Origin of the sequence: Skermania sp. ID1734, assembly GCF_007489285.1 — a bacterium.
GTDB lineage: Bacteria > Actinomycetota > Actinomycetes > Mycobacteriales > Mycobacteriaceae > ID1734.
The window spans coordinates 192407-214772 of record NZ_VLIY01000009.1 but is presented as its reverse complement, the minus strand read 5'-3'; the positions used below and the strand labels follow the sequence as shown (position 1 = coordinate 214772).

Here is a 22366-nt window from a genome sequence, read left to right as displayed (position 1 = left end):
GCCGCCGCCCGCACCCTGTCGCCGGGGCCGTTGGGCAGCGAGATCGACGCCATCTTGATGCGCACCGCCCCCGACGAATACGCCGAACTGCGCGCCGACACGAAGATGTTCCGCAAGATCAGCAAACGCGCCCTCGGTGACATGGCCCGGTTGCAGGTGGATCTGGAACCCGACGAAGCCGAAGCCGCCTGGCAGCGGGTGTGCGAGGTCGCCGACACCGTGTGCCGGTATGACCGCCGCGCCCGCCAATACCGCCTCGCCGACGCGTTCACCGCCATCATGCACGGCGAAACCGCCCTGGCCTGTACCTGCGGGCGCGACGATTGCGCGGTGGCCGGCCAACCCGTGCCGAGCCTGCGACGTAAACCCCTGGTGCAGATCAGCATCGACGTGGCCACCCTGCTCGGGCTGCTGTCCAACCCCGCCTACCTACACGGGCACGGACCCATCGACGCCGAGTTGGCCCGCCAACTCGCCAGCGACGGCACCTGGCAGGCCATGCTCACCCAGGCCTACGACCTGGCCACCCAACTCGGCCTCATCAGCACCGACACCGCCGACACCGACGACGAGCGCGACCAGGACGACACCGACACCGACGACACCGCGGGTGTCGAGAACGGTCGCGCTGATTCCGACTATCTTGTCGAACACGCCGATTCCGGTGAGCAGCAGCAGTCTGCGGGTGCCGACGAATCAGCGGCGAACCTCGACGCCGTGCTGGTAGATCCCGAGATCACCGGCCACGACGGTGCGGTCGTCAACCTCGGTGAGGGTGGTGACAACGCTGACGGCGATTCCGGCGCAGGTGACGAGCCGGCAGATTCGGGTGACGAGCCCGAAACGCCGGACACCGACGACCCGCCCGCCGAAGCCCGCCTCGAGGACGCGGTCACCGACTCGGCGCCGCCCGACTCCGCCGCCGCCGACCTGCCCGATCACCCACCGACACCGTCGACGCAGTTGGCCGCGGCGATCAACCGGTTGGCCGGCAGCATCTTCCACGCCCGCGGCACCCGCCACCGCGCCGGCTGGCTGCCCGACCCCGGCACCGTCACCGCGTTCACCACCCCCGCCGCGCCGGTGCTGGGCACCGCCGGGCTCACCGAGCTGATCACCCGCGCCCTGGCCGACAACCCCCACCTGCTCACCACCGCACCCGGCACCGGCGGCGGGCCACCACCCCCACGCGCGTTGATCTACCGGCCCGACGCCGACACCGCCGCCATCGTGCGCGCCCGCGACCGGCACTGCCGCTTCCCCGGCTGCCGCCGCCCCGCCGCGGCCTGTCAACTCGACCACGTCGAGCCCTTCCGCCACGACAACCCCCTAGCCGGTGGGCTGACCACCGTGACCAACCTGCAAGCACTATGCCTGCAGCACCACATGCTCAAAACCATGAAACTCTGGCACGCCCGCATGCTGCCCGGCGCCGTCATCGCCTGGACCAACAGCTACGGCGACACCTACCTCACCCTGCCCGCCGGAGCCGGAATCACCGCTCCACCACAACAACTCACCCCCACCATCGGCAACGGACCACTCAAACAAAAACCCCCACCCGAACCCGACGACGAACCACCACCGTTCTGATTCACGAGCTATAACCCGGGGGCATCAGCACCGACTTCTGCTCACAGAAGGCGTCGAGCCCCTCGGGCCCACTCTCGCGGCCAATGCCGGAATTCTTGTATCCGCCGAACGGCGAACCCGGGTCGAAGGCGTACCAGTTGATCGCCAGAGTCCCGGTACGTACCCGTGCGGCCACGTCCAGGCCGCGCTCGATGTCGGTCGTATACACCGAACCCGCCAGCCCGTAGTCGGAGTCGTTGGCGATCTTGATCGCCTCGTCGACGGAGTCGTAGGGAATGACGCAGATAACCGGCCCAAAGATCTCTTCGCGAGCGATGGTCATCGAATTGTCCACGTCGGCAAAGATTGTCGGCTCCACGAACCAGCCCGTGTCGAGACCCGCCGGCCTGCCACCGCCGAGCACCACCCGAGCTCCCTCCTCGCGGCCCTTTGCGATGTAGCCCTCGACCCGGTCGCGCTGCTTCTCGCTGATCAACGGCCCTAGTTGAGCGGCCGGGTCATCAGGCATGCCCATCGGCATAAAGCCTGCGAACTGCACCATCGCATCCAGAATTTCTTGGTACCGGGACCGCGGCGCGAGCACCCTCGTCTGACCAACGCATGCCTGCCCCGAGTTCATCAGCCCGGACATGATCAGCATCGGCATGGTGGCGGCAACGTCCATGTCCTCCAAGAGAATCGCCGCAGACTTGCCGCCCAACTCGAGCGAGCAACGCTTCAGCTGGCGTCCCGCAATCTCGCCGATCCGCCGGCCCACGGCGGTGCTGCCGGTAAAGGTCACCTTGTCGACACCGGAGTGCGACACCAGGTACTCCCCGGTCTCACTGCCACCGGGCAGTACCGACAGCACGCCCTCCGGCAAACCGGCCTCGGCAAAGATGTCTGCCACCAGATTGGTGATCAGCGGCGTTTCCGGCGCCGGCTTGAGCAACACGGAACACCCGGCCAACAGAGCAGGCGCGAGCTTGTTGACGGCCAGGAACAGCGGCACATTCCAGGCGATGACAGCCGCAACCACCCCGACGGGCTCGCGCGTGACCTTCGACTGCCCGAACGCACCGTGGCGCGTTTCCTCCCACGGGAATCGATCCGCGAGGCCGGCGAAATAGTTCAGCGTTGCCACCGATGGAATCTGCTGCATCATGTTGATTCCCGCTGGCGGGGCACCCATTTCGGCGGACAACACCTGCTGAATCTCGGCGCTGCGCTGCTCCAGCAGACCCGCCACCCGCGTCAGCACCGCGGCCCGATCCGCCACTGCCGTGCGTGGCCACGAACCGGAATCGAATGCATCCCGGGCTATGCGCACGGCCTTATCAATGTCTGCCCGACCGGCGACAGGCACGCTCCCGACCCGCTCCAGTGTGGCGGGTGAAAAGACGTCCAACCGTTCATCACTGGATGGATCGGTCCACTGGCCGCCGATGAAAAGCTTGTCGTAATCGGTCATTTCTCACTTACTCCCTTGGCCGTATCGGTGAAGCTGGTAAATCCGTATCTGTCGTGTGGGCCGATGACACCGACCTCGAAAAGCCCCGTGCCATAAGAAATCCGCCCATCCTCGCGCCACTCGAAATCGGCGAGATGGTCGACCGGGCAAAACAGGCGCAGGCCCGGGTCGATCGACGACACCCGCTTGCGTCGACTCTGCACCACCAGATCGCCCTGCCACATGCCGTGGCGCCAGTCCGGTTCCAGCCCGTATCCGGTGTCTATCCCGATGTAGTTCGCCAACCGCAGACTGCAGCGGACCTCCACATCACCGGAGGGCTTGCGGAAGCACAGGGTCGCGGCGGTCACGTCACGAGTGCCGGGCGCGAATTCGAGCCGATGCTCGGACCGGCCCAGCCATTCCGGTTCCCGGTCTGCGTCCGGCCAAATCCGCACTGCCTCCTCGACAATCCGTCTGCCCCGCTCGTCCTCCTGCATGATCGTGAACACCGAGAAGTCGTCGAACTGCATCACCGCGTAGATCCAGAAGAAGTTCTGCAGGCCCGCGGCTGCCCGTCGCCCCGGCGGTTCGGCCTCACCCACCGGGCGGATACCCCACGATCGGTCGCGGTTGCCACGCCAGCCCGCCACCGCACGCGATTCGCCGTCGATCTCCACAGTGCCCGTCCAGGTTCCGGTCTGGACGAAACGCGTCGTGTCGATGACGACGCGCTCGAGATGACGGCGGTGGTGCCGTGCTTCCTCGTGCGCGGGCATGTTCCCGGTGAAGGTGAGATCAAAAGCCACATCACCATTTCCGGGTTCGAGCACGACCCGCAGCACCCGCAATCCTTCGACCACCTCCACCCGCAGTGGACCAACCGCCGTATCGGCACGGTCGGCGCCGAGCGCCTTGGAGACCCGCACCACGATGTGGTCGTCACCGCGCCGAGCCACCGCAAACCCGTCTGCCACACCCAGATTCGGGTACTGCCCGAGTCCGACTATCAGAAAGAGGTCCGCCTCGGGTGAATAGCAGTTGAAGTAGTACCGGTCATAAAAGTTGCGGTCCGACGTGGCGACCTGTCGGATCGGTTGGGCCACTTGATGGATCGGGTAGTCGTCGAATTGGGACAGCATCTCAGTCCAGCCCGTCCCAGTACTCGCCGGCCAGCATCGATTCCAACGTCGCTCGATGCATGATCATGTCGTCCGGATTATCGGGCGCGCTCGCCTGGCCGAAATGTATTGCCCGGCTTTGCACACGGAACATTACGATCGCGTGGCGCAGCGCCGCATACATCGTGTACCAGTCGAGGTCGCGCACTGCCGCACCGGTGAGCGACTCGTAGGTATCCGCCACCCTCTCGCGACGCAGGAACCCGGGCAATCCCGGCAAGCCCGCCGCGGCGGCAATATCTTCGAAGAACCTGTGCAGGAAGATCATCCAGCCAAGATCCATCTCCCGCGGCGCCTGCGCGGCCATCTCCCAGTCGAGAACCGCCACCGGCGTGAACTCCCGGTAGATGACGTTACCGATCCGCGCGTCGCCCCACGACACCACACAGGGCCGCGCATCGGCGGGTAGGGCTTGTGCCAATGCGTCGAAGCAACGCTCGATAAGCGGGGAACGCGGCGAGGCGGCGACGGTCCACTCGTAGTATGCGCGCTGCTCCGCCACATGGTCCCGCAACGCTTCCTGCGCCGTTCGCGTCGCGTCACCCAGAAACCCGAACCGACTCGTCGGGGCAGCATGCAACTGGGTTAAGACCCGAACGGTGGCGGACTCGAGTACGGCGCGCTCGGCATCGCTGGCCTCGGTCACCCAGGAACCGAAGTTGTACGGCATGACATCGGGCGGGATCTGCCCGTCGACGCGCCGCATGACAAAGAACTCGCCACCCAGTGCAGCCGGGTCGGGTTCGTGCCAATACACCTCGGGCACCGGAACTCTGGTGCACTCAGCCACCGTCCGCATCATGTCGAATTGGGTTCGCATGTTGTAGAACGGAAAGATCGGCATGGCGGCGGAATCCGGTGCCACCCGCACGACCAGCGGATGCGAACTGCGCTGCGCGTCCGTGCACCATGACGCATCGAGCAGAATTGTCTCGCTGGACATCCCGTTTCCGGTCGGCGGATGCACCTCCTCGACCAGCGGTTCGGCGGCGGGATCCAGTCTGGTCTCGAGCCACGCCTGCAGACGGTCGCGCAGCAACTCCGGGTCACGAATCGACTCGCTTGGCCGCGCGACCTGCGCGAGGTGTCGGTCCGGGTCATCGACCGGTGCGGTGCTCAAGCGAACTCCCAACGGATGCGGTTAGCCGTTAGAGTCAACTAAAACACGTTACAGAAATCTAGTCCAGAACTAGTTTTTCCGTGCATCGAGACGATGTAGAACCTGTGTCAATCCCCGCGAGGTCCGGCGTCACAACTCCAAGAATCGCGGTTCGCCAAAATACCCCCACTAAACCCGCGCGTAAAGCGGTAACGTTAATCCATGAAAAAGCCCACAATGACGCAGCGGCTCGCGTACTATGCCGGCCGCACGCTTCCGCCGGATTTGAATGAGTGGGTGCAGTACGACCTTGTTGGCCACGGCGCCAACGAACGGTACCTGGCCCGCTTCGTGTTGCCGATCATTCCGTTCTTCTGCTTGGTCCTGCTCTTTCCTGGGCCGATGATCCTCAAGATCGGCATGATCGTGATGATGATCGTCCCGTTGGTCGTCTTCACGGTGGCGCTCAGCTACGTCTGGCGCCGTTATCGCCTAGCCAGGCACGGCCTAGACCCGCACCTGGCCGACAAACCGAAGTTCTCCTCCCGTGAGCGGGACCTCTACCAATTCAGGTACGGACACCAATAGCGCTCACCGAGTCGGCGATGCGACGACCACGAGGTTGCTGACCAGCAACTCCCGCAGCCCCGGCACGCGTACCAACCACCACGCCCAGCGCGGGTGGTAGCGCGGAAACGTGCCCAGCACGACCGCCCGTTCCGACTCGGAAACACCTCGCGCCCAACGCATTCCGTCCGCCGCACGAACGGCGAACAACGACGTCCCAAACCGGTTCTTCGGCTCGCGACCGTGTTTGCGCCGGTATCGACGGGCAGCCCGCTCACCGCCCAGGTAATGCCACGGCCCGGTTTCATGCCCGCCGAACGGGCCCAGCCACACGGTGTAGGACAAGACCATCAACCCACCCGGGCGGGTGACCCGCAACATCTCCGCGGCCATCAGCCATGGATCGCAGATGTGCTCGGCAACGTTCGACGAGAAACAGACGTCCACCGCGCCGTCCCGAAAAGGTAACGCCATCCCGGAACCCCGTACCGCACCATGGACCTGTAGTCCGGCCGCGTGCATTTCCGACGGATCCGGCTCCACCGGGACATAGCGCGCGCCGCGGTCGGCAAACTCGCGCGCGAAGTAGCCCGGGCCCCCACCCACGTCGAGGACGAGCGCACCGTCCAGGTCCGCCCCGGTGGTACCCGCATACAGATCCGCGACCATTTCCGCGGTGTCGGCGGCGAGACGCCCGTAAAACAGTGCGGGGTTGGACTGCTCGTGGGAGAAGTCCGTCAGCAGTCGCAGCGCACGCCGCAGCGTCGCACGCTTGGCGAAACGGGCAGTCGCGACGGGCACGGATTGCCACCTTAACGGCAGCGTTGCGCAGCGCCGCGGACCGGAGCCGTTAGGGTGGGCACTCAGTTGTGGAGGGAGGTGACGCGTGCGCGAGGTGCTGCTGCTGTGCTGGCGCGACACCGGCCATCCGCAAGGCGGCGGCAGCGAGCGCTACCTCGAGCAGGTGGGCGCGCACCTCGCGGCGCGGGGAGTGCGGGTCACGCTCCGCACGGCCCGCTACGCCGGGGCACCGAAGCGGGAACACTCGGCAGGCGTCGAGATCAGTCGCGGCGGTGGCCGCTACACCGTCTACCCGCGCGCGCTCGCGGCCATCGCGCTCGGCCGGCTCGGGATCGGTCCCCTCGGGCACCTGCGCCCAGATGCGGTCATCGACACGCAGAACGGCATTCCATTCTTCGCGCGCGCCGTCGCGGGCGCACCGGTGACCGTGCTCGTCCATCACGGCCACCGAGAGCAATGGCCGGTCGCGGGCAAGCTGGTGGGACGGATCGGCTGGTGGGTCGAGTCGCGGTTGTCGCCACGGGCACACCGCCGCAACCAATACCTGACGGTGTCGCTGCCGTCGGCCGAGGAACTTGCCGGGCTCGGCGTCGATCGCCATCGAGTCGCAGTGGTTCGCAATGGCGCCCAACCGATTCCGGCCGAAGTAGGCAGTGGTTCGGCGGCCACGCGCACTGCGCATCCGAGCATCGTCGTGCTGTCCCGGCTGGTCCCGCACAAGCAGATCGAGGATGCGCTGGAGGTCCTTGCGGTACTGCGCCGGCGTATTCCGGAGGTCCGCCTCGACGTCGTCGGCGATGGCTGGTGGGCGGAGAATCTTGCCAAACACGCTGCGACCCTGGGCATTGCCGACGCCGTGACCTTCCACGGGCATGTGAGCGAACAGCGTAAGCACGAGTTGCTGGCGCAGTCCTGGGTGCATGTGCTGCCGTCCCGCAAGGAAGGCTGGGGACTCGCCGTCATCGAGGCCGCCCAGCACGGCGTGCCGACGGTCGGCTACCGCAGTTCGCGCGGTCTTACCGATTCGATCATCGACGGAGTCACCGGCGTCCTGGTGGAAGACGTCGACGGACTTGCGGACGCCGTCGAAACGCTGCTGCTCGACCACGAAACGCGGACCGTGCTGGGCGAGAAGGCGCGGGTGCGTTCCAACGAATTCTCCTGGGCGCAATGCGCCGACGGCGTTTACGAGGTTCTCGCGTCGTCAGTCGCGGGCACCTACCGGTCGGGGCTGATCGCGCCGGAGCCCAGCGCTGCCGAGACCGCCGATGACGAGGGCCACCGCGCCGCCAGCTAGCACCGCCACCCAGACCGCGTGCGCGGCGAACCCGAGCCACCGCGGTTTGCCCGGCAAGGCGACCGGATTCGGAACCCGGTACAGCGCAAGGTGATCGTCGGAGTACACGGTCGTGAGTCCGCTCAGGGTCTGCTGGCTGTCGCCGCGCGGGCCGGGGGAGTCACGCTCGACCAGCACCCAACCGACCCCTCGCTGCGCCAGATCGTTCGCCGGACGCCCTTGCAGCAGAGCCGTTTCCACCTGTTCGGCCCGCTCGTTCTCGCCGGCCACGGTGTGCCCGCCGACCGTCAGCGCACCGGTTTGCAAAACGTCGCGGGGCAAGATGCGCGGCGCCGGGTCGAGGACCGCCGCGCCGCCGCTGTACGGAAAGCGGCGGAACATCCCGCCCGGTAGCACCGCGATATCGCCGGGGCCATCGATATCCGCGGCGACAAGCTGCCACGACGCCGGGTAATGCACCGGGCGCAGCGCTCCCGCGACGCCCCAACCAAGATCCGGCAACGCGGCGAACAACACGACTATCGGCACCGCCACACCGACGCGGCCGAGGATGCCCGACAGCCACCTCGCCCCGGCCGCGGCTGCCAACGCGTAGAACGGGACGGCCAGCGCGACCCACTTCTGGGTGTCGCGCAACAGCCCGAAACCCGGCACGTGCGCAACCCCCCACCGCATCACCGCGAGCCCCGGCCCGGTCGCGGCCAATGCCGGCACCACGATCGCCACCGCGGCGAGCACGGCAAGCGCGGAGCCGTTGGGAGCTCTTAGGGCAGCCCGCGCGCCCAGCGCAATCACGGCGAGGAGCAGCACCGTGGAGACGAGCGCGAAGAGACTGGTCCGGGAACTCGGCACCGCGTCGCCGTCCCAGATTCCGCCCAGCCCGGCCAGACTGCCCAGCGTTCCCAACCCCGGTTCGGCGCGCGCGGCAAACGCCCGCACCCCGGCCGGGTCGGAGTAGGAGCCAGCGCCCGACACAGCCGTTGCGACCAACCAGGGCGCGGCGGCGAGGACCGCCAACGCGAGGGCGCCGGCCACAGATTTCGGCGTGCGAAGCGTCACCACCGCAACGATCACCGCCAGCAGCAGACCGGTCGGCGTCAAACCCGCGACGGACAGACACAGCGCGAGCCCGCCCCAGCCAGTCCAGGCGGATCCGTCCCGAATCTGCATTGCGGCGCAAACCGTCCACGGCAGCGCGGCGTACCCAAGCAATAGGCTCCAATGCCCTTGCAGCAGCCGCTCGGCGACGTACGGGTTCCACACGGCCACGGTCGCAGCCACCAACTGCGCGCCCGTACCGGCATTGAGCAGCGCCCGGGCCAGCATGGCCGCACCCCAACCCGCCAACCACAGCGCGCCGAAAAGCAGCACCTTCACCACGAGCCCGCCGTCGACGACCGCGGACAACACGGCCAGCACCGCGTCCTGCGGAACCGCACGCGGGGCGGCATCGGACAGGCCGAGCGCGGCGTCGGTCAGATACGAGCGTGGAGTGCTCACTGCGTCGCGCAGCAGCAGGTAGCCGGGCCCGAACAGCGGTCCCATGATCACCGCGGCCAGCAGCGCGCTGTAGGCGGCCGGTATGGCGGCGGTGAGGCGGGAACGCACGTGGGCACAGTACGCGGGCACCGGGCATCATGGGCGAATGGCCGTATCCGCGGATTCCCGTTCCGCCGTCACCGGGATGACTTGGGTGACGGTCGGGGCGATTACCGCGAATGCGGGCGGCTACCTGCTCTACGTGCTGGCCAGCCGCTGGCTCGGCGTCTCCGGGTACAGCGAATTCGCGAGCCTGCTGGCCGCGCAGCTGGTGCTTTGTGTGCCCGCGCTGGCTTTGCAGACCGTCGTCGCCAGGGAGGTTGTGCGTGGGCAGCAGCTCGAGGCGCTGCGCCGGTTGACGCTGCGGTGTGCGGGACTGGTCGCGGTACTGGCCGCGCTGCTGGTGCCCGTACTGTCGGTGATCCTGCATGCGGGTGTGCTGGCCACCGCCGGCGCGCTGCTGGCCGCGCCGGTTTTGGTGGTGCTCAGCGGCGAGCAGGGCCTGTTGCAGGGCAGCGGACGCTTCCGGGAGCTCGCGGTACTCCTCGCGCTGGCGGGCGTCGGCCGGATCGCACCGGCGGTGGTGGCGCTCGGTCTCGGCGCGGGCTCCGCCGTCGCGCTGATCGCCAGCGCGGTGGGCAGCTTTGCCGTCACCGTCGGCGCCCGCCGCTATGTGGGTTCGCCGGATGCGGTGACGGTCGCAATCACCACGACGGTGCGTTCGGTGCTGATGGCGTCGCAAGTTCAGCTCGCGTTGATCGCCCTGTCCTCGGTAGACGTGATGATCGCGCGGATCGTGCTCGAAGGGGAAAGCGCCAGCCGCTACGCCGCCGGGGCGGTGGTGACCAAAGTCGCGTTCTGGCTGCCCCAAGCGGTAGGCGTGGTGCTGTATCCGCGGATGGCGCATCCGCAGGAATCGGCGCGGGCGTTGAGATCCGCTTTGGCGATTCTGGGTGGCCTCGGCGCGGTGACGGTGGCCGCGGCAGCCGTCGGCGCACCCCTGCTGCCGTTCATCGTCGGTGATGCCTACGCGCCGGTGCAGGGCCTGCTGTGGGCCTTCGCCGCCAACGGTGCGCTGTTGACCATCCTGCAAGGTGCGCTGTTGGCCGCGATCGCGGGGGAGCGGACTCGATTGGCTCTCGTTGCATGGCTGGGGCTCGCGGTGGAGATAGCTGTGATGCTGGCCGTCGCCCGCACCGTGGGCGAGCTGATTGCGACGGCCGTGAGCACCGCGCTGGTCACGACGACGGTTGTCTGTGCGCTCGCGTTGGCCGGTACTCGTAGCGGTGTCGCGCCATCCGGGTCCCGCGGTATCGCCGCGCTGCGTCGAACTTGATGCTTTCGGCGTTCACAGCATCGTCGCGAGAGTCTGGCCCAACAGTGCCGCGGCGACGCCGAGGATGACGCTGCACACGATGTTGGCCGCGGACAGGCCAAGTTGCCGCTCCTCGGCAAGGCGGTGCGATTCCAGCATCCAGGTGGAAAAAGTGGTGTAGGAACCGACGGCCGCGGTGCCGGCGATCAGCGCCGCATTGTGACCCAGCGACAACCCGCTCACGAATCCGAGAATGACGGCGCCGGAGATGTTGACCACGAACGTGCCATACGGGAACGGACGGGCAAAGTATCCGGTCACGGCGCGGTCGACCAGAAAGCGCGCGACTGCTCCCACCCCACCCGCTATGACGACGCCGAGCCATACCAGGGCCGTTGTGATCATGTGCGCACTCGGACGCGTCGCACCATGGCCGGCAGCTCCCGTCGATCGTGCCTGAACACTTGATGTCCCTCCGCCTCGGGTGCGCCAACGAGTCACCCTAACCAGGTTTCGCATGTGTGTATATGCGTGTGGATAGTCGGCGGAGGCCACAGACTACTCCCTGTGTGTACATATGTGTGTATACCCGGTAAGCCGACCGACCTTTCGGTGTGTGTATGCATGTGTGTATGGCCAGATTGAATGTCTATCTCCCGGATGACTTAGCTGCGGACGCGCGCGCTGAAGGACTCAATATCTCGGCGCTCACGCAGCAGGCAATCATCAACTCCCTTGCGCGCCACGCTATGTCGAGATGGCTTGAGCAACTGCCGGACCCGAGCAAGCGCGTCGCTCAAGCGGATCTACTCGCCGCACTCGACGCCGTTCGCGGAGAGCGCTGATCATGGAGAACCGATGATCATGGAGAACATTGTCGTGGTCGACGCGTCCGTAGTGCTCCAGTTGCTCGTAGGAACAGACATCGACTGGGAGACTCTCGATAGGCTGCGCAACGCCCAGCTACACGCACCGGCACACCTCGACGCCGAGGTATTCGCGGCGCTCACCCATCTGAACCGGACGGGTCACCTCAGCACCGACGACGTTGCAGCCGCACTGGTGGCCGCGGCACGATTGCCGATGACCCGTCATGCGATACCCGAGTTGCTGTCCAGCGCATGGGAACAGCAACCAACGGTGCGCGTCAGCGAAGCCTTGTACACAGCGCTCGCCGACCGCCTCGGCGCACCGATAATCAGCGCCTACTGAGGCGGTTCCTCGCGGTGGACCGGGATCTCCTCGGTCTTGTCGGTGGTCCAATCCCGGCTAGTCTGGGGCCGCTCCGCCTGCGGTGCCGCCGGTGCCGGCCGCGGCGGAGTAGCGGTGGACTGCGGAGTTCCGGACGGGGCCGGGCGGCGCCGAGCGGCGGGCCGGTCAGTACTACCACCGCGGAAGCCGAGCAGCACGCCGACGATCAGCAGAATCGCACCGATGATGCCGACCACGATCGGGATGATGCGGCCATACAGCGACAGCTTGTCGATGCCGTCTTTGGCCTTGCTGATCTGCGCTTCGATCGTGTTCTCGTCGTAGGACAGGTTGGCCTTGAACAACGTCACTTCCGGCTTGTCCGCGGTGCGCGCGAAGTACTGATTCTCGTTGTCCGTCTCCTTGACGATGGTGCCGGTCTTCGGCTCCACCCAGAGGTCGCGGTCGTTGGCGTACCAGCGCGTCATCGTCACGATCTGCGGACCGCCCGCGACGCCCCACTTCTCGGCGGGGAGCGCCAGCTTGCCGCCGACGACACCCGGCACCGTGGACATGTCCACCGGGGCGATCTTCTGGGCGAAGTGATAGACGGGCAGACCGTTGATTTCGGCCTTCTCGACAAAGTTGATCGGGAACGACTGGCGGGCATCGACATCGAAGAACGGGTAGCTCTTCTCCTCGGTGCCGAACGGGAAGCGGTACTGCAGCCCGGTGTGCTGCACCTCGGCGCCGGGGGCGTTGCCCTCGGTCTGAATAGTCCCGACCGGGTCGTCGACCGGCATCCCGGTCTTACGGTCAATGGTCACCCGGTCGACCGTGGCGTCGAGCAGGCCGGTGTCACCCTGCTTGTCGGTCCGGCGCGTCGTGGTTCCCGCCTGCAGGGTCATCTTGTTCGCATCGGAGGGGTCTTCGACCGTGATGAACGTCTGCACCACGACGGGGACGTTGTGGTCGACCTGCGCGGCGCCGGTGGGCGAGGTAATCGACTCGGGCACAATCGTGTCCGCCGACTTCGTGGTCGAAACGGTGGTGACTTCCAAGGACAGCGGCGTCTTTTCGAGCCGGGGCTTCATGAAGAAGGCAATCATCAGCGCGGCGGCGATGAGCAATGCGCCGAGCGCAACCAGAACCAAGGCCAGCACCCGTTTGGACCCGGTCTGGGCCAGTGTCCGCTGGGACCCAGAACGCCCGGAGCGCGCTGCCATGAGTTCTCCTTTACTCCCAAGCTCGACCACACATACCGCGTCTGGCAGACAGTAACAGTCTGTCGGGATACCTCTGGTGTACGTGCCCGCGAGGCGCGCGTCGTTGCGGTGCTAGGCACACTGGTTGAGATGGTCAGCACCGCACCGCACGCCGCACCCCCACCTTCTGGTCACTCCGCGGGCTCCGCTCCCGCACCTTCTGGTCACTCCGCAGGCTCCGCTCCCGCCACGCCCACATCACGCGGCTTCGTTCCCGCGCTCGAGGGCATGCGCGGGTTCGCCGCGCTGGGCGTGCTGCTGACGCACGTCGCCTTTCAGACCGGCGCGACCGCGACCCCGGTCATCGGACGCGTCTGGGAACGCTTCGACATGGCTGTCGCCGTCTTCTTCGCCCTGTCGGGATTCCTGCTGTGGCGGGGACACGCACTTGCCGCGCGGCGGCTCAGCGCGCCGCCGTCGCTGTCGCGGTACTGGATCAACCGCGCGGCCCGCATCCTGCCCGCGTACTGGGTGGTCGTGTGCATCGTGCTGGCGCTGCTGCCCGGCGCCGGTTCCGGCTGGCGGGTGTGGGCAGCAAACCTGTCGCTTGTGCAGGTGTTCGTGCCGCTCACCCTCACCAACGGGTTGACGCAGATGTGGAGCCTGTCCGTCGAGGTCGCGTTCTACATAGCGCTGCCGGTGCTTGCGGTGGCGCTGCTGTATCTACGCGACGGACGGGCCCGCTGGCGCATCCCCGCACTCATGGGCCTGGCTGCGGCCAGCCTCGGCTGGGCGTTCATTCCGATCCCCACCCCCGACGCCATCCACTCCGACAACTGGCTGCCCGGCTATCTGCCCTGGTTCATCGCTGGAATGCTGTTGGCCGAATTGGCCGCCACCGACGCGCGCCGCATCAGCCGGATCGCCGGCAACCGGCGATACATGGCAGCGACCGCCGTTGTCGCGTTTCTGCTGTCCGCCACCGACCTGGCCGGCCCGGCCGGGTTGACGCATCCGGAGCCGTGGCAGTTTTCGGTCAAGATCTTGTTGGGCGCAATCCTCGGGTTCGCGCTGCTAGCGCCACTGATTCTCAACGACACTGAAACCCGCCGCACGCATCGCATTCTCGAATCTCCGCTGTGCCTGGCGATCGGCCGGTGGTCCTACGGCATCTTCATTTGGCACCTTGCGGTGCTGGCCGCCGTCTTTCCGGTTTTCGGGATCATCCCGTTCAACGGCTCGTTCGTTTTCGTGCTGGTCGCGACCGTCGCGCTGTCCATCCCGGTGGCTTCGGCCAGCTACGCGTTGGTCGAAGAACCGGTGCGCCGAGCCGTCAAGCGGTGGGAGAGCAACCGACGGATCGGTGGACCCAACCTCGGCAGCACCGACGCTCCCGGAAGTGCGGCGACACCCACCGCCACCACGGCAATCAACGCTGGCAGCTGAGCCCACAGCGAGTGCCCGAGGTAGCCGTCGGGCGCGCGCCAGGGCCCCTTCGACAGCACGGCCGCCGACACCACGACCCCCGCGCCCGCGACCACCGGCAACACCCCCGGGCGCCGCCATACCGCAGCGATAGCGGCAATGAGCACCGCGACAACGAGACCCGCCACCCCGGAAATGATGGTGGCGACACCGCAGATGCCGATCAGGCCGAGCACGCGGCTGCGCCACGGACGCGGACCGGAATCCGCATCAGCACCGCCGGTTGCCCGGACCAGCGCCAGCAGCGCCAACGGCAACAACAGAACGAGACCGCCGAAGATCCCCGCCCGGTACCAGCGATCGAGTGGGTACGTCAGCGTCACCGTGCCCGCCGTCCCGGCTGGCAGCAGCCAGCCCTGCTGCCAGCCGTTGACGACGACAGCTTTCAGCGAACGACCATCCGGACCCACAGCATGCCAGCCCGGGTTCGTGCTCTGCGGCACGGTCAACAGCCGCTCGGTATCGCTGCCGGCAACCGTGAGTTCGCGATGGTCTTCCGACCAGACGCCAACGCCCGGAAAGGTTTTCACCGGTGGCGCCGGGCCGGACTCAGCGCCGAGCCGCAGCGTATCCACGGTGAACAACGGGCCGGGCAGCACCGTTGCATCGACCTGCCCAGCCGGCATCGGGACCGGGGGGGTCTCACAGGCCCGCGCCGGAAGGGGTGCACCGGAACGAAATTGACTGACAGTTCCCGTGACACTTGTGTGCACCTGACGACCGCCGAGCTGCACGACCGGGCCGTGCGCGCAGTCGATGGTCACCGTCCGGTTCGGGTCCGACTGTGTCCCAATTGCTTTCCCGCCCGGTCCGAGCACCTGGACTTCCGCGAGACCGGGCGGGTCGACCTGGGTGAAGCCGAGCAGTGTCTGATCGAGCACGGGCTTCCAACTGACCAGGCTCAACTCGATACGGTCAGTGCGGTGCGGGTGCAGCGTGATTCGTCCAGCGTCGACCTTGCGCAGCTGGGGTCCGTCCCCGAGGTTCACCGAAATTTCGGTCGGGTGCGCCGGCAGCATGCCCTTGCTCGGTGTCACGCGCAGGCCGGTGACGGTGACTGGTTCGGGCAGCTCGATGGTTAGCGTGGGCAGCGCCGCGCCCGGCTTCGTCACCACAGATTGTGGTGCAGTCCAAGAAGTTCGGGGGTCACCGTCGGTGGCGGCCAGCGCCGACCCGCGCGGGTCGCCCACATCCGCCTGCCCGCGGGCGACGGGTTGCCGCGGCTGGGTGAGCAACGCCTCCAGGTCCGGCCCTTGCCGGGGTCGCACCGTCAACTGCGGGGTCACCGATGTCGACGCGGGAACTGACAACGTGCGCTGAAAGGTTCCGATGTCCTCCGGCGCCAACGCCAACCCGTTGTTGCAGCGCACTCGATCAGGGGAGTCGTAACACGCTGGGCGACCGGGCAATTCCTGTGCGAGCAGCCATCCGGCGACGGTGGCGCCCGGCGGGGTCGGCGGCAGCACGGTTCGGAACCGGATCGGGACGGGTGCTGGGTGGTCGCGATGTGAGAAGTCGGTGACTGCTACCTCGCTGATGCCGAATTGGCTGCCTGCAGAGCCGTCTTCGGTTGCCATTGCCACGATGCGCACCCAGCCGGTGCGGCCGCCCGGCAACGCAATCGTGACCGGCTTGCCCGGCTTCGTAATTCGCGCCGCGGCCGAGCCGTTGGCGGTTTCGATCTCCAGCCATTTGACCGGCGTTCCGATCGCTGCCGCGCTCGTGGTCACGGTGACCGTACCGGCGCTGATCGGATGATCGAGATCTATCCGCAGCCATTGCCCCACAGCGCTTTCCAGGCCGTTGCTGAGCCACGCCGTCGCCGGATCACCGTCCACCGCGGCGGCGGCGCTGGCGCCGGGCGCAGTGCCACCGAGCTGCGTCGCGTCGGCCGCCGAACTCGACACGCTGACCCGGCCGCCGCTCCACTGGCCTTCCACGAGGTGCTCGCCGTACACCGGATAGTCGGCCACTAAGTTGTGCGTCCGCCGCGGGTCGCCGGGCGCGCGCAGGGCGGAATTGTGATCGTCGACCTTGCCGAAGTCGGTCTCGCGGTCCATCGGGGTATCGGTGACAGTCAGGTCATGCAGCGGCAAACCCGCATTCGAGGCGTCACCGGAAAGAATCACTGGCCCTTGGGGATCCACCTGAATGAGCGACTCAGGACCGCCCTGAACCACCGGAACGCTCGTCAGCGGCACGGTGTAGGGGTTCGACGGTCGGGCATCTGGGGGACCGACCCGGTAGATCTGAATCGCCGGATACGCGGGGCGCAAATCACTGTCGTAGACGAGCCCGTCACCGCGGCGCGGCCGAATGGGATCACCGAAGGTGGCTACCTGCGCCAAACCTGGTGAGTAGTCCAGTGTTTGATGCACCAGCATCGGTCTAGCGGAGCGGGAAGTCTCGGGGTCCAGGTCGTTGCGCACCACGAGATAACCGATGCCCTGCTGCAGCAGCGTCGAAGCCAGCGCGGCGGACGGACGCCCATCGGCGAACAACCGCTGCACCGAGTCCATCGCCCGGATCGTGCCGGGCGGGTTGAGCGGAATGGCATCACGCACGGCCCACGGCGTCGAAGCCAGCGCCTGCAACGGCTCGTCGCGAGTCAGGCCCCACACCTGGCTGCCGAACGGCGCGCCGGGGACGACCAGCGCGCGTTGCCCGTTGGCGTGCTCGTGCAGCCAGTTCGCCGCGTCCTGCCAGTACTGGGGCACCTGCTTGTACGCGCCGCGGGGTGCGAGCGCCCCGGTCCAGGCCAGCGCGCTCGCCATGGCAAGCGCCACCAGGATGAGGCCGGTGACTGCCACCATCGGGTTGCGCTCCGGATGGGCGAAGGCGCGCCGCCAGGTTCGAAACGGCACCGACGCCGGCAACGGCACCCGCGCGAGAAGGTGCGCCAGACCGAGCACCAACGGCAACCGGATCAAGGGTTCGAGCTTGTGCACGTTGCGCAGCGGGGCCCCGCCCGAGTCGAGGAACAGCCGCACCGAGTCCGCGATCGGGGAGCCCAGTTCGCCGACATACCCGGCGGTGAGCCCGGCCAGACCGATGAACAGGATTGTGGCCAGTCGCCCCTTCGCCGGCATCGCCCGCATGGCCAGTCCCGCGATTCCCGCCCCTGCAAGCACCCCCGTCGCCAGCACGGCCGCCGGTTGAGTGACCAGCACCGCCCCGGCGATGCGTTCCGGGGACACGAACGGCGTCCAACTATCGGTGCCGCGCAACACCTCGATCAGTGACGCCCATTGGGTGGTCACGCCCGAAGATTCGATGTAGTCCAGAAACGGCGGACTGACCTTGCCGAGCAGTAACAGCGGCACCAACCACCACGCGGTCGCGAGCAGAACGCAGGGCGCCCACCAGGCGGTGAACCGCAGCCACCGACGGTTCGGGCGATGCGCCGCCCACCAGATCACCGCCGGCAGGCAGCCCGCCAGGGTGGCGACGGCATTGACGGCGCCCATCAATCCGACCGCAACGGCGCTGCGCGCTGCGTAGACCCGTAGTGGACGCTCCGGCTCCGCGAACGCCCGGATTACCGGCAGCAGCACCCACGGCGCCAGCATCATCGGCAGCGTTTCCGACGAGATCGAGCCCAGCGTCGTCAGCACCCGCGGGGACAGCACAAAGACAACGGCCGCGAGAATCCGCGAACCTCGGCTGCCGATGCTCAGCGCCTCCGCCAGTCGGATGATTCCCCAGAATCCAGCGAACAGCAGCAGCGCCCACCACACTCGCTGGGTGATCCAGGACGGCACTCCCAGCACCTGCCCGAGCGCGAAGAACGCGCCGTGTGGAAAGAAGTAGCCGTAAGCCTGGTTCTGAACCTGGCCAAAGGTCGCCTGGCTGGTCCACAGGTGCGCGGCGCGAGCGAGGAAACCGATCGGGTTTTGGGACAGGTCGTATTTCGTGTCAGCGACGATCAGTCCGGGCGACTGCCCGAAGGCCAGCAGAAAACACGCAGCAAGGCTCGCGTAAAACCAACGTCGACCGAGAGGCGCAGTCGCGAGGACAGGCGCGGGTGCAGCTACCGAAACGACAGGCGCCGGACGATCAGCGACTGCCGTACTCAACCTGCCCCAACAGCGACGACGGCGCGTTGCCGCTGCGGTCGATCTGCGGCCGAGTGTTGTCTTGCAGCGCCGCGGTCACTCCGATGACGATGCCCACTCCCACAATCGCGCCGACGACAGCACTCGCAATACCGGGGGCAAGAAACTTCATCTACGGCTCCAATAGGTCGAGACGGCTGCGGTTCAACGTACCACCGGCGGAAGCGGGGTTCCCCGACTGCACGTCAACGCTAGTAGAGGTCCCCTGCTTCCACGGGGGAGGCGCGCGGCGCTACGCGTGCAGGCCGAATGCGCCGAGCAGTGTTGCGAACTTGGCGGTGGTCTCGTCAAGTTCGCCGACCGGGTCGGATGCGGCCACGATGCCGCCGCCCGCATACGCGGTGGCCGAGCGCCCGCCCGCGGCGATCGTCGCGCAGCGGATGGCGACTATCCAATCGCCGTCGCCCGCGCGATCACACCAGCCGACCGCCCCGCCGTAGAACCCACGGTCGCCCTCGGTGTCGCGAATGGTCTGCAGTGCCAACTCGGTCGGCGTGCCGCAGACAGCGGGGGTGGGTTGCAGCAGGACCGCCAACTCGAGGGCAGTCAGCGCGGGAGCGTCCAAAACGCCGTGAATGGGCGTGGCCAGATGCCACACCTCGGCGGTGCCGGTGAGTTCGGGACGATCCGGCACCGACAGCTCCCGGCACACCGGTGCAAGACGCTCTCGGATCCAGTCGACAACGAAGGCGTGCTCGGCGAGGTTCTTCGACGAGGCGAGCAGTTCTTCGGCCTCGGCGCGGTCGTCCGCCGGGTCCGCGTGGCGCGGCGCGGTGCCCGCCAGCGGACACAGTTGCACCGTGTCGCCCCGACGGCTGACCAGCACCTCCGGACTCGCGCCGACGAGCGTCCCTCCGTCGACCGTCACGGCGAATGTGTTGGCCCGCTGGTGCCGGGCGTTGAGCGCGGCGGCTAACTGCAGCGGTCGGATCGGCTCCGTCGCGGTCACCTGTACAGCTCGCGCGGCCACCACCTTCTGCAGTTTGCCCTCCCCGATCAGCTTGATCAGCTTGGTGACGCGGTCGACGTGTTCGGCTGGCGAAGGGATTTCCGCACCCAGCGTGACCGGGGGAAGCGTGGCCGGCTCGGGACGCCACGGTCCCGCGTGCTGCTGCCAGCGCTCAGGGACGAACAAGGCGGCCGGTGCGGCGGGGTCGAACGGCAGCGCGCCCACGATGACGTCGGCATCCGTTTTCAGCGCGTCGGCCGGGTGGTGAAACTGCGCGCGACGGCCTTGTGCGCGCACCACGCTGTGCGGCCGCGCCAGCAGAAAACCGTCCATATTCTCGAGACTAACGGTCTTCGGACCCGCTAGGCGTTCGCCGCCTCTTTCACCGGCGGCACCAGAAACACCGGCCGGTGGCAGTGCTTGAGCACGTGATCAGCGACGCTGCTGTGTAGCAGCGCACGAATACCGGTGGCGCCACGGGTGCCCGCGACAATGATGTCGACGTTGAGTTCGTCGGCGATGTCGACGATGGTGTTCCAGATTGTGGTGGTGCATTCCTCGCAGCGGCCTTCGACGTTCAGTCCGGCCGCCCGCGCCAACTCGACACCCTCGGCATTGGTCACCTTCGCATCGGACAACGCGACATCTTCGATGTCTTCATCGGGAACCCAATCCGGTTGCATCACACCCGAAAGTCCCGACATCCGGGCGGCCTGGCGGATCATCGGTTCCCAGGCGGTCAGCACGATTGCCCGATCGGCGGCGAGGAACCGCCCGGCGTAGGAGATCGCTCGCTTAGCGCGCTCGGACCCGTCGTAGGCGATCAGCATCAGATCGCACGGCATCTGCAGACCTCCTCGCCAGAATCACCACCGAGGTTACCCGGCGGGTACCGTCGTGCGAAGGTTCGCCGGAAAAGGGAGTGTCACATGCGCAAGCCGTCCGCCCTGCTAGTGCTGCTCAGTGTTGCGGTGGTCGCCGGTTGTTCTTCCACCACCGATCGCTCCGACGAGCGCACCTCCGCGGCGGCACCGGCACCGGTCTCGAATTCGACTGCGCTGCACACCACTCCGGCCGCCGAGTCGTGTGAGGATCATTATCTGAACGCCTTGCAGCCGCGAGACAAGTTGGCGCAGTTGCTGACTGTGGGGGTGACCGGCACCGACGACGCGGTCAACGTGGTGTCGAAGTACCACGTTGGGGGCATTTTCATCGGCGGCTGGACCGATCAGTCCCTAGTCACCGCAGGTGGTTTGGAGAAGGTCAACGCAGCGTTCAACATCCCGCCGATGGTGACCATCGACGAGGAGGGCGGTCGCGTGGAGCGCCTCGGCAACGTCATCGGCGCGCTGCCGGCAGCACGGACGGCCGCGGCCACCATGTCGCCCGAGCAGTACTACAACGTTGCCCTCCAGCACGGCCAAGCGATGCGCAAGCTCGGCATCACCGTCAATTTCGCACCCGATGTGGACGTGAGCGACGAGCCTGCCAACGCCGTGATCGGGGACCGGTCGTTCTCCGACGACCCGGCCAAGGTCACCACCTACGCGACGCAGTTCATCCGTGCCATGCACGACGCCGGTGTGCAGCCGGTGATCAAGCACTTCCCCGGCCACGGCCACGGCTCGGGCGACTCGCACAAGGGCCCGGTGCAGACCCCGCCGCTGGCGCAGCTGATGACCGATGACCTGGTGCCGTTCCGCAACCTCGTCGGCAGCGGCGCCGGCGTGATGGTCGGCCACCTCGACGTGCCCGGTCTCACCAGCCCCGGCGTGCCGGCCAGCATCAGCCCGGCCGCAATGGCGTTGCTGCGCAACGGAGTCGGCTACGGCGCCGCACCGTTCAACGGACCGATCTTCACCGACGACCTCGGCGGCATGGCCGCCATCACCGACCGCATGGGCATCGTGTCGGCCGTGGAAACCGCGCTCGAGGCCGGCGCCGATGTCGCACTGTGGATCACCACCAACGCCGTCCCAGCGGTGCTCGACAACCTGGTCGCGGCCATGTCCTCGGGCAAGCTCAACCCGCAACAGGTCAACCAGTCCGTACTCCGCGTCGCCCGCTTCAAAGGCACGCTGCACTGCTAGGACTCGATCTCCCGCTTGAGGTTGCGCAGCGTCGTCGCAATGTTGCGTCGCTGGAAGTCGGCGAACGATGACCCGCGGGTAGCAACCCGGTCGAACACCGCCGCAACCGCATCCGGCCAGAAGCGCCGATCGTCCGTCCACGTTTCGATGACTTTGGTGCCGCCGGGTACGGGCTCGAAGCGGTATTCCCAGGTGGCGATCGGCGTCGGCAGCCAGGGCCGCAGCACACCGATGGCATGCACGCGGAAGCCGAACCGCACGCCCGGTTCGGCGGCGGTCACCGTGCAGCGTGTGGTCCACCGCGCGGCGCCGCGTTTGTTGCGACCATCAAATGTCGCGCCGACACCGGCATCCGAATTCATGCGAGCCCCAAGGTTTTCCGGGCTCCAGCGACCCATTTGGGTGGGATCGCTGACCCGAGCGTAGATGGTAGCCGGATCGGCGGCGATCACGACGCTGTCGGAAACGGTCAGTTCACGCGTCATAGTTCTCCTCGTATGCACAGTTGCG

At 67.2% G+C, this 22366-nt stretch carries 19 protein-coding genes and 1 pseudogene; 8 read left to right on the top strand and 12 right to left on the bottom strand.

Annotation, left to right across the window (positions count from 1 at the left end):
• The coding region (locus FOS14_RS24750) for a hypothetical protein (RefSeq protein ID WP_185981762.1) at positions 1–1593 on the top strand (1593 nt) is incomplete at its 5' end.
• A 1-nt stretch (position 1594) separates the two neighbouring features.
• Here the strand turns inward: FOS14_RS24750 and FOS14_RS13485 are convergent.
• Genes FOS14_RS13485 through FOS14_RS13475 form a run of 3 tightly spaced genes read right to left on the bottom strand, consistent with a single transcriptional unit; the run spans position 1595 to position 5335 of the window.
• The gene (locus FOS14_RS13485; RefSeq protein WP_143771285.1) at positions 1595–3043 is read right to left on the bottom strand and encodes an aldehyde dehydrogenase; all 1449 of its coding nucleotides are present in this window, start codon (positions 3041–3043) and stop codon (positions 1595–1597) included.
• The gene (locus FOS14_RS13480; RefSeq protein ID WP_143771284.1) at positions 3040–4164 is read right to left on the bottom strand and encodes a hypothetical protein; all 1125 of its coding nucleotides are present in this window, start codon (positions 4162–4164) and stop codon (positions 3040–3042) included. The genes FOS14_RS13485 and FOS14_RS13480 overlap by 4 nt, the downstream gene beginning before the upstream one ends.
• 1 nt (position 4165) lies before the next feature.
• Positions 4166–5335, bottom strand: a complete 1170-nt coding sequence (locus FOS14_RS13475) for a phosphotransferase family protein (protein ID WP_370512229.1) — start codon at positions 5333–5335, stop codon at positions 4166–4168.
• A gap of 189 nt (positions 5336–5524) precedes the next feature.
• On the opposite strand from FOS14_RS13475, the gene FOS14_RS13470 reads away from it, so the two are divergent.
• Positions 5525–5890 (top strand): DUF5313 family protein, encoded by a 366-nt coding sequence (locus FOS14_RS13470; protein WP_143771282.1) that lies wholly within the window; start codon positions 5525–5527, stop codon positions 5888–5890.
• A gap of 3 nt (positions 5891–5893) precedes the next feature.
• On the opposite strand, the gene FOS14_RS13465 is transcribed toward FOS14_RS13470, so the two are convergent.
• Entirely contained in the window at positions 5894–6670 is a 777-nt protein-coding gene (locus FOS14_RS13465; protein ID WP_143771281.1) for a class I SAM-dependent methyltransferase, read from the bottom strand.
• Positions 6671–6755: 85 nt separating this feature from the next.
• Here FOS14_RS13465 and FOS14_RS13460 point away from each other — a divergent pair, with 85 nt between their 5' ends.
• Positions 6756–7967 carry a glycosyltransferase family 4 protein gene (locus FOS14_RS13460; RefSeq protein ID WP_143771280.1) on the top strand — a complete coding sequence of 404 codons (1212 nt, stop codon included), beginning with the start codon at positions 6756–6758 and terminating at the stop codon, positions 7965–7967.
• Here FOS14_RS13460 and FOS14_RS13455 read toward each other — a convergent pair.
• Positions 7875–9512 (bottom strand): hypothetical protein, encoded by a 1638-nt coding sequence (locus FOS14_RS13455; RefSeq protein ID WP_255450318.1) that lies wholly within the window; start codon positions 9510–9512, stop codon positions 7875–7877. The genes FOS14_RS13460 and FOS14_RS13455 overlap by 93 nt on opposite strands.
• Positions 9513–9612: 100 nt before the next feature.
• Between FOS14_RS13455 and FOS14_RS13450 the strand changes: the two genes are divergently transcribed.
• Positions 9613–10842, top strand: coding sequence for a polysaccharide biosynthesis protein (locus tag FOS14_RS13450; protein ID WP_185981761.1), 1230 nt, complete (start codon positions 9613–9615; stop codon positions 10840–10842).
• A gap of 12 nt (positions 10843–10854) precedes the next feature.
• Here the strand turns inward: FOS14_RS13450 and crcB are convergent, their stop codons facing one another.
• A complete protein-coding gene (crcB, locus tag FOS14_RS13445) occupies positions 10855–11226 on the bottom strand; it encodes a fluoride efflux transporter CrcB (RefSeq protein WP_143771279.1) in 372 nt (123 codons plus the stop codon).
• A gap of 227 nt (positions 11227–11453) precedes the next feature.
• Here crcB and FOS14_RS13440 point away from each other — a divergent pair, with 227 nt between their 5' ends.
• Positions 11454–11666, top strand: a complete 213-nt coding sequence (locus tag FOS14_RS13440; protein WP_143771278.1) for a type II toxin-antitoxin system CcdA family antitoxin — start codon at positions 11454–11456, stop codon at positions 11664–11666.
• A 13-nt stretch (positions 11667–11679) separates the two neighbouring features.
• Positions 11680–12033 (top strand): type II toxin-antitoxin system VapC family toxin, encoded by a 354-nt coding sequence (locus FOS14_RS13435; protein WP_143771277.1) that lies wholly within the window; start codon positions 11680–11682, stop codon positions 12031–12033.
• Here FOS14_RS13435 and FOS14_RS13430 read toward each other — a convergent pair.
• Entirely contained in the window at positions 12027–13238 is a 1212-nt protein-coding gene (locus FOS14_RS13430; RefSeq protein ID WP_143771276.1) for a DUF3068 domain-containing protein, read from the bottom strand. The genes FOS14_RS13435 and FOS14_RS13430 overlap by 7 nt on opposite strands.
• A gap of 129 nt (positions 13239–13367) precedes the next feature.
• On the opposite strand from FOS14_RS13430, the pseudogene FOS14_RS13425 reads away from it, so the two are divergent.
• Positions 13368–14492 (top strand): annotated as a pseudogene (locus tag FOS14_RS13425) (acyltransferase family protein); the annotation flags it as partial.
• 23 nt (positions 14493–14515) lie between these two features.
• Here FOS14_RS13425 and FOS14_RS25510 read toward each other — a convergent pair.
• The 4 genes from FOS14_RS25510 to FOS14_RS13405 all read right to left on the bottom strand — a co-directional run bounded on the left by FOS14_RS25510 (position 14516) and on the right by FOS14_RS13405 (position 20611).
• Positions 14516–18658 carry an alpha-(1->3)-arabinofuranosyltransferase gene (locus FOS14_RS25510; protein ID WP_370512232.1) on the bottom strand — a complete coding sequence of 1381 codons (4143 nt, stop codon included), beginning with the start codon at positions 18656–18658 and terminating at the stop codon, positions 14516–14518.
• A 100-nt stretch (positions 18659–18758) separates the two neighbouring features.
• Positions 18759–18929, bottom strand: a complete 171-nt coding sequence (locus FOS14_RS13415; protein WP_143771274.1) for a DUF2613 domain-containing protein — start codon at positions 18927–18929, stop codon at positions 18759–18761.
• 120 nt (positions 18930–19049) lie between these two features.
• On the bottom strand, positions 19050–20099 hold the full coding sequence (locus FOS14_RS13410) for an isochorismate synthase MenF (RefSeq protein WP_143771273.1): 1050 nt from the start codon (positions 20097–20099) through the stop codon (positions 19050–19052).
• 29 nt (positions 20100–20128) lie between these two features.
• The gene (locus FOS14_RS13405; RefSeq protein ID WP_143771272.1) at positions 20129–20611 is read right to left on the bottom strand and encodes a universal stress protein; all 483 of its coding nucleotides are present in this window, start codon (positions 20609–20611) and stop codon (positions 20129–20131) included.
• An 84-nt stretch (positions 20612–20695) separates the two neighbouring features.
• Here FOS14_RS13405 and FOS14_RS13400 point away from each other — a divergent pair, with 84 nt between their 5' ends.
• Positions 20696–21856 carry a glycoside hydrolase family 3 N-terminal domain-containing protein gene (locus FOS14_RS13400; RefSeq protein WP_143771271.1) on the top strand — a complete coding sequence of 387 codons (1161 nt, stop codon included), beginning with the start codon at positions 20696–20698 and terminating at the stop codon, positions 21854–21856.
• On the opposite strand, the gene FOS14_RS13395 is transcribed toward FOS14_RS13400, so the two are convergent.
• Positions 21853–22341 (bottom strand): SRPBCC family protein, encoded by a 489-nt coding sequence (locus FOS14_RS13395; RefSeq protein WP_143771270.1) that lies wholly within the window; start codon positions 22339–22341, stop codon positions 21853–21855. The genes FOS14_RS13400 and FOS14_RS13395 overlap by 4 nt on opposite strands.
• Between the last annotated feature and the right edge of the window lie 25 nt (positions 22342–22366).

Bases quoted from the DNA above. Each gene is read 5' to 3' on its own strand.
- FOS14_RS13455 (WP_255450318.1), bottom strand. From the start codon at position 9,512: ATGGGACCGCTGTTCGGGCCCGGCTACCTGCTGCTGCGCGACGCAGTG.
- FOS14_RS13470 (WP_143771282.1), top strand. From the start codon at position 5,525: ATGAAAAAGCCCACAATGACGCAGCGGCTCGCGTACTATGCCGGCCGC.
- FOS14_RS13485 (WP_143771285.1), bottom strand. From the start codon at position 3,043: ATGACCGATTACGACAAGCTTTTCATCGGCGGCCAGTGGACCGATCCA.
- FOS14_RS13410 (WP_143771273.1), bottom strand. From the start codon at position 20,099: ATGGACGGTTTTCTGCTGGCGCGGCCGCACAGCGTGGTGCGCGCACAA.
- FOS14_RS13400 (WP_143771271.1), top strand. From the start codon at position 20,696: ATGCGCAAGCCGTCCGCCCTGCTAGTGCTGCTCAGTGTTGCGGTGGTC.
- FOS14_RS13450 (WP_185981761.1), top strand. From the start codon at position 9,613: ATGGCCGTATCCGCGGATTCCCGTTCCGCCGTCACCGGGATGACTTGG.
- crcB (WP_143771279.1), bottom strand. From the start codon at position 11,226: ATGATCACAACGGCCCTGGTATGGCTCGGCGTCGTCATAGCGGGTGGG.
- FOS14_RS13440 (WP_143771278.1), top strand. From the start codon at position 11,454: ATGGCCAGATTGAATGTCTATCTCCCGGATGACTTAGCTGCGGACGCG.
- FOS14_RS13405 (WP_143771272.1), bottom strand. From the start codon at position 20,611: ATGCCGTGCGATCTGATGCTGATCGCCTACGACGGGTCCGAGCGCGCT.
- FOS14_RS13395 (WP_143771270.1), bottom strand. From the start codon at position 22,341: ATGACGCGTGAACTGACCGTTTCCGACAGCGTCGTGATCGCCGCCGAT.
- FOS14_RS13480 (WP_143771284.1), bottom strand. From the start codon at position 4,164: ATGCTGTCCCAATTCGACGACTACCCGATCCATCAAGTGGCCCAACCG.
- FOS14_RS13430 (WP_143771276.1), bottom strand. From the start codon at position 13,238: ATGGCAGCGCGCTCCGGGCGTTCTGGGTCCCAGCGGACACTGGCCCAG.
- FOS14_RS13435 (WP_143771277.1), top strand. From the start codon at position 11,680: ATGATCATGGAGAACATTGTCGTGGTCGACGCGTCCGTAGTGCTCCAG.
- FOS14_RS13415 (WP_143771274.1), bottom strand. From the start codon at position 18,929: ATGAAGTTTCTTGCCCCCGGTATTGCGAGTGCTGTCGTCGGCGCGATT.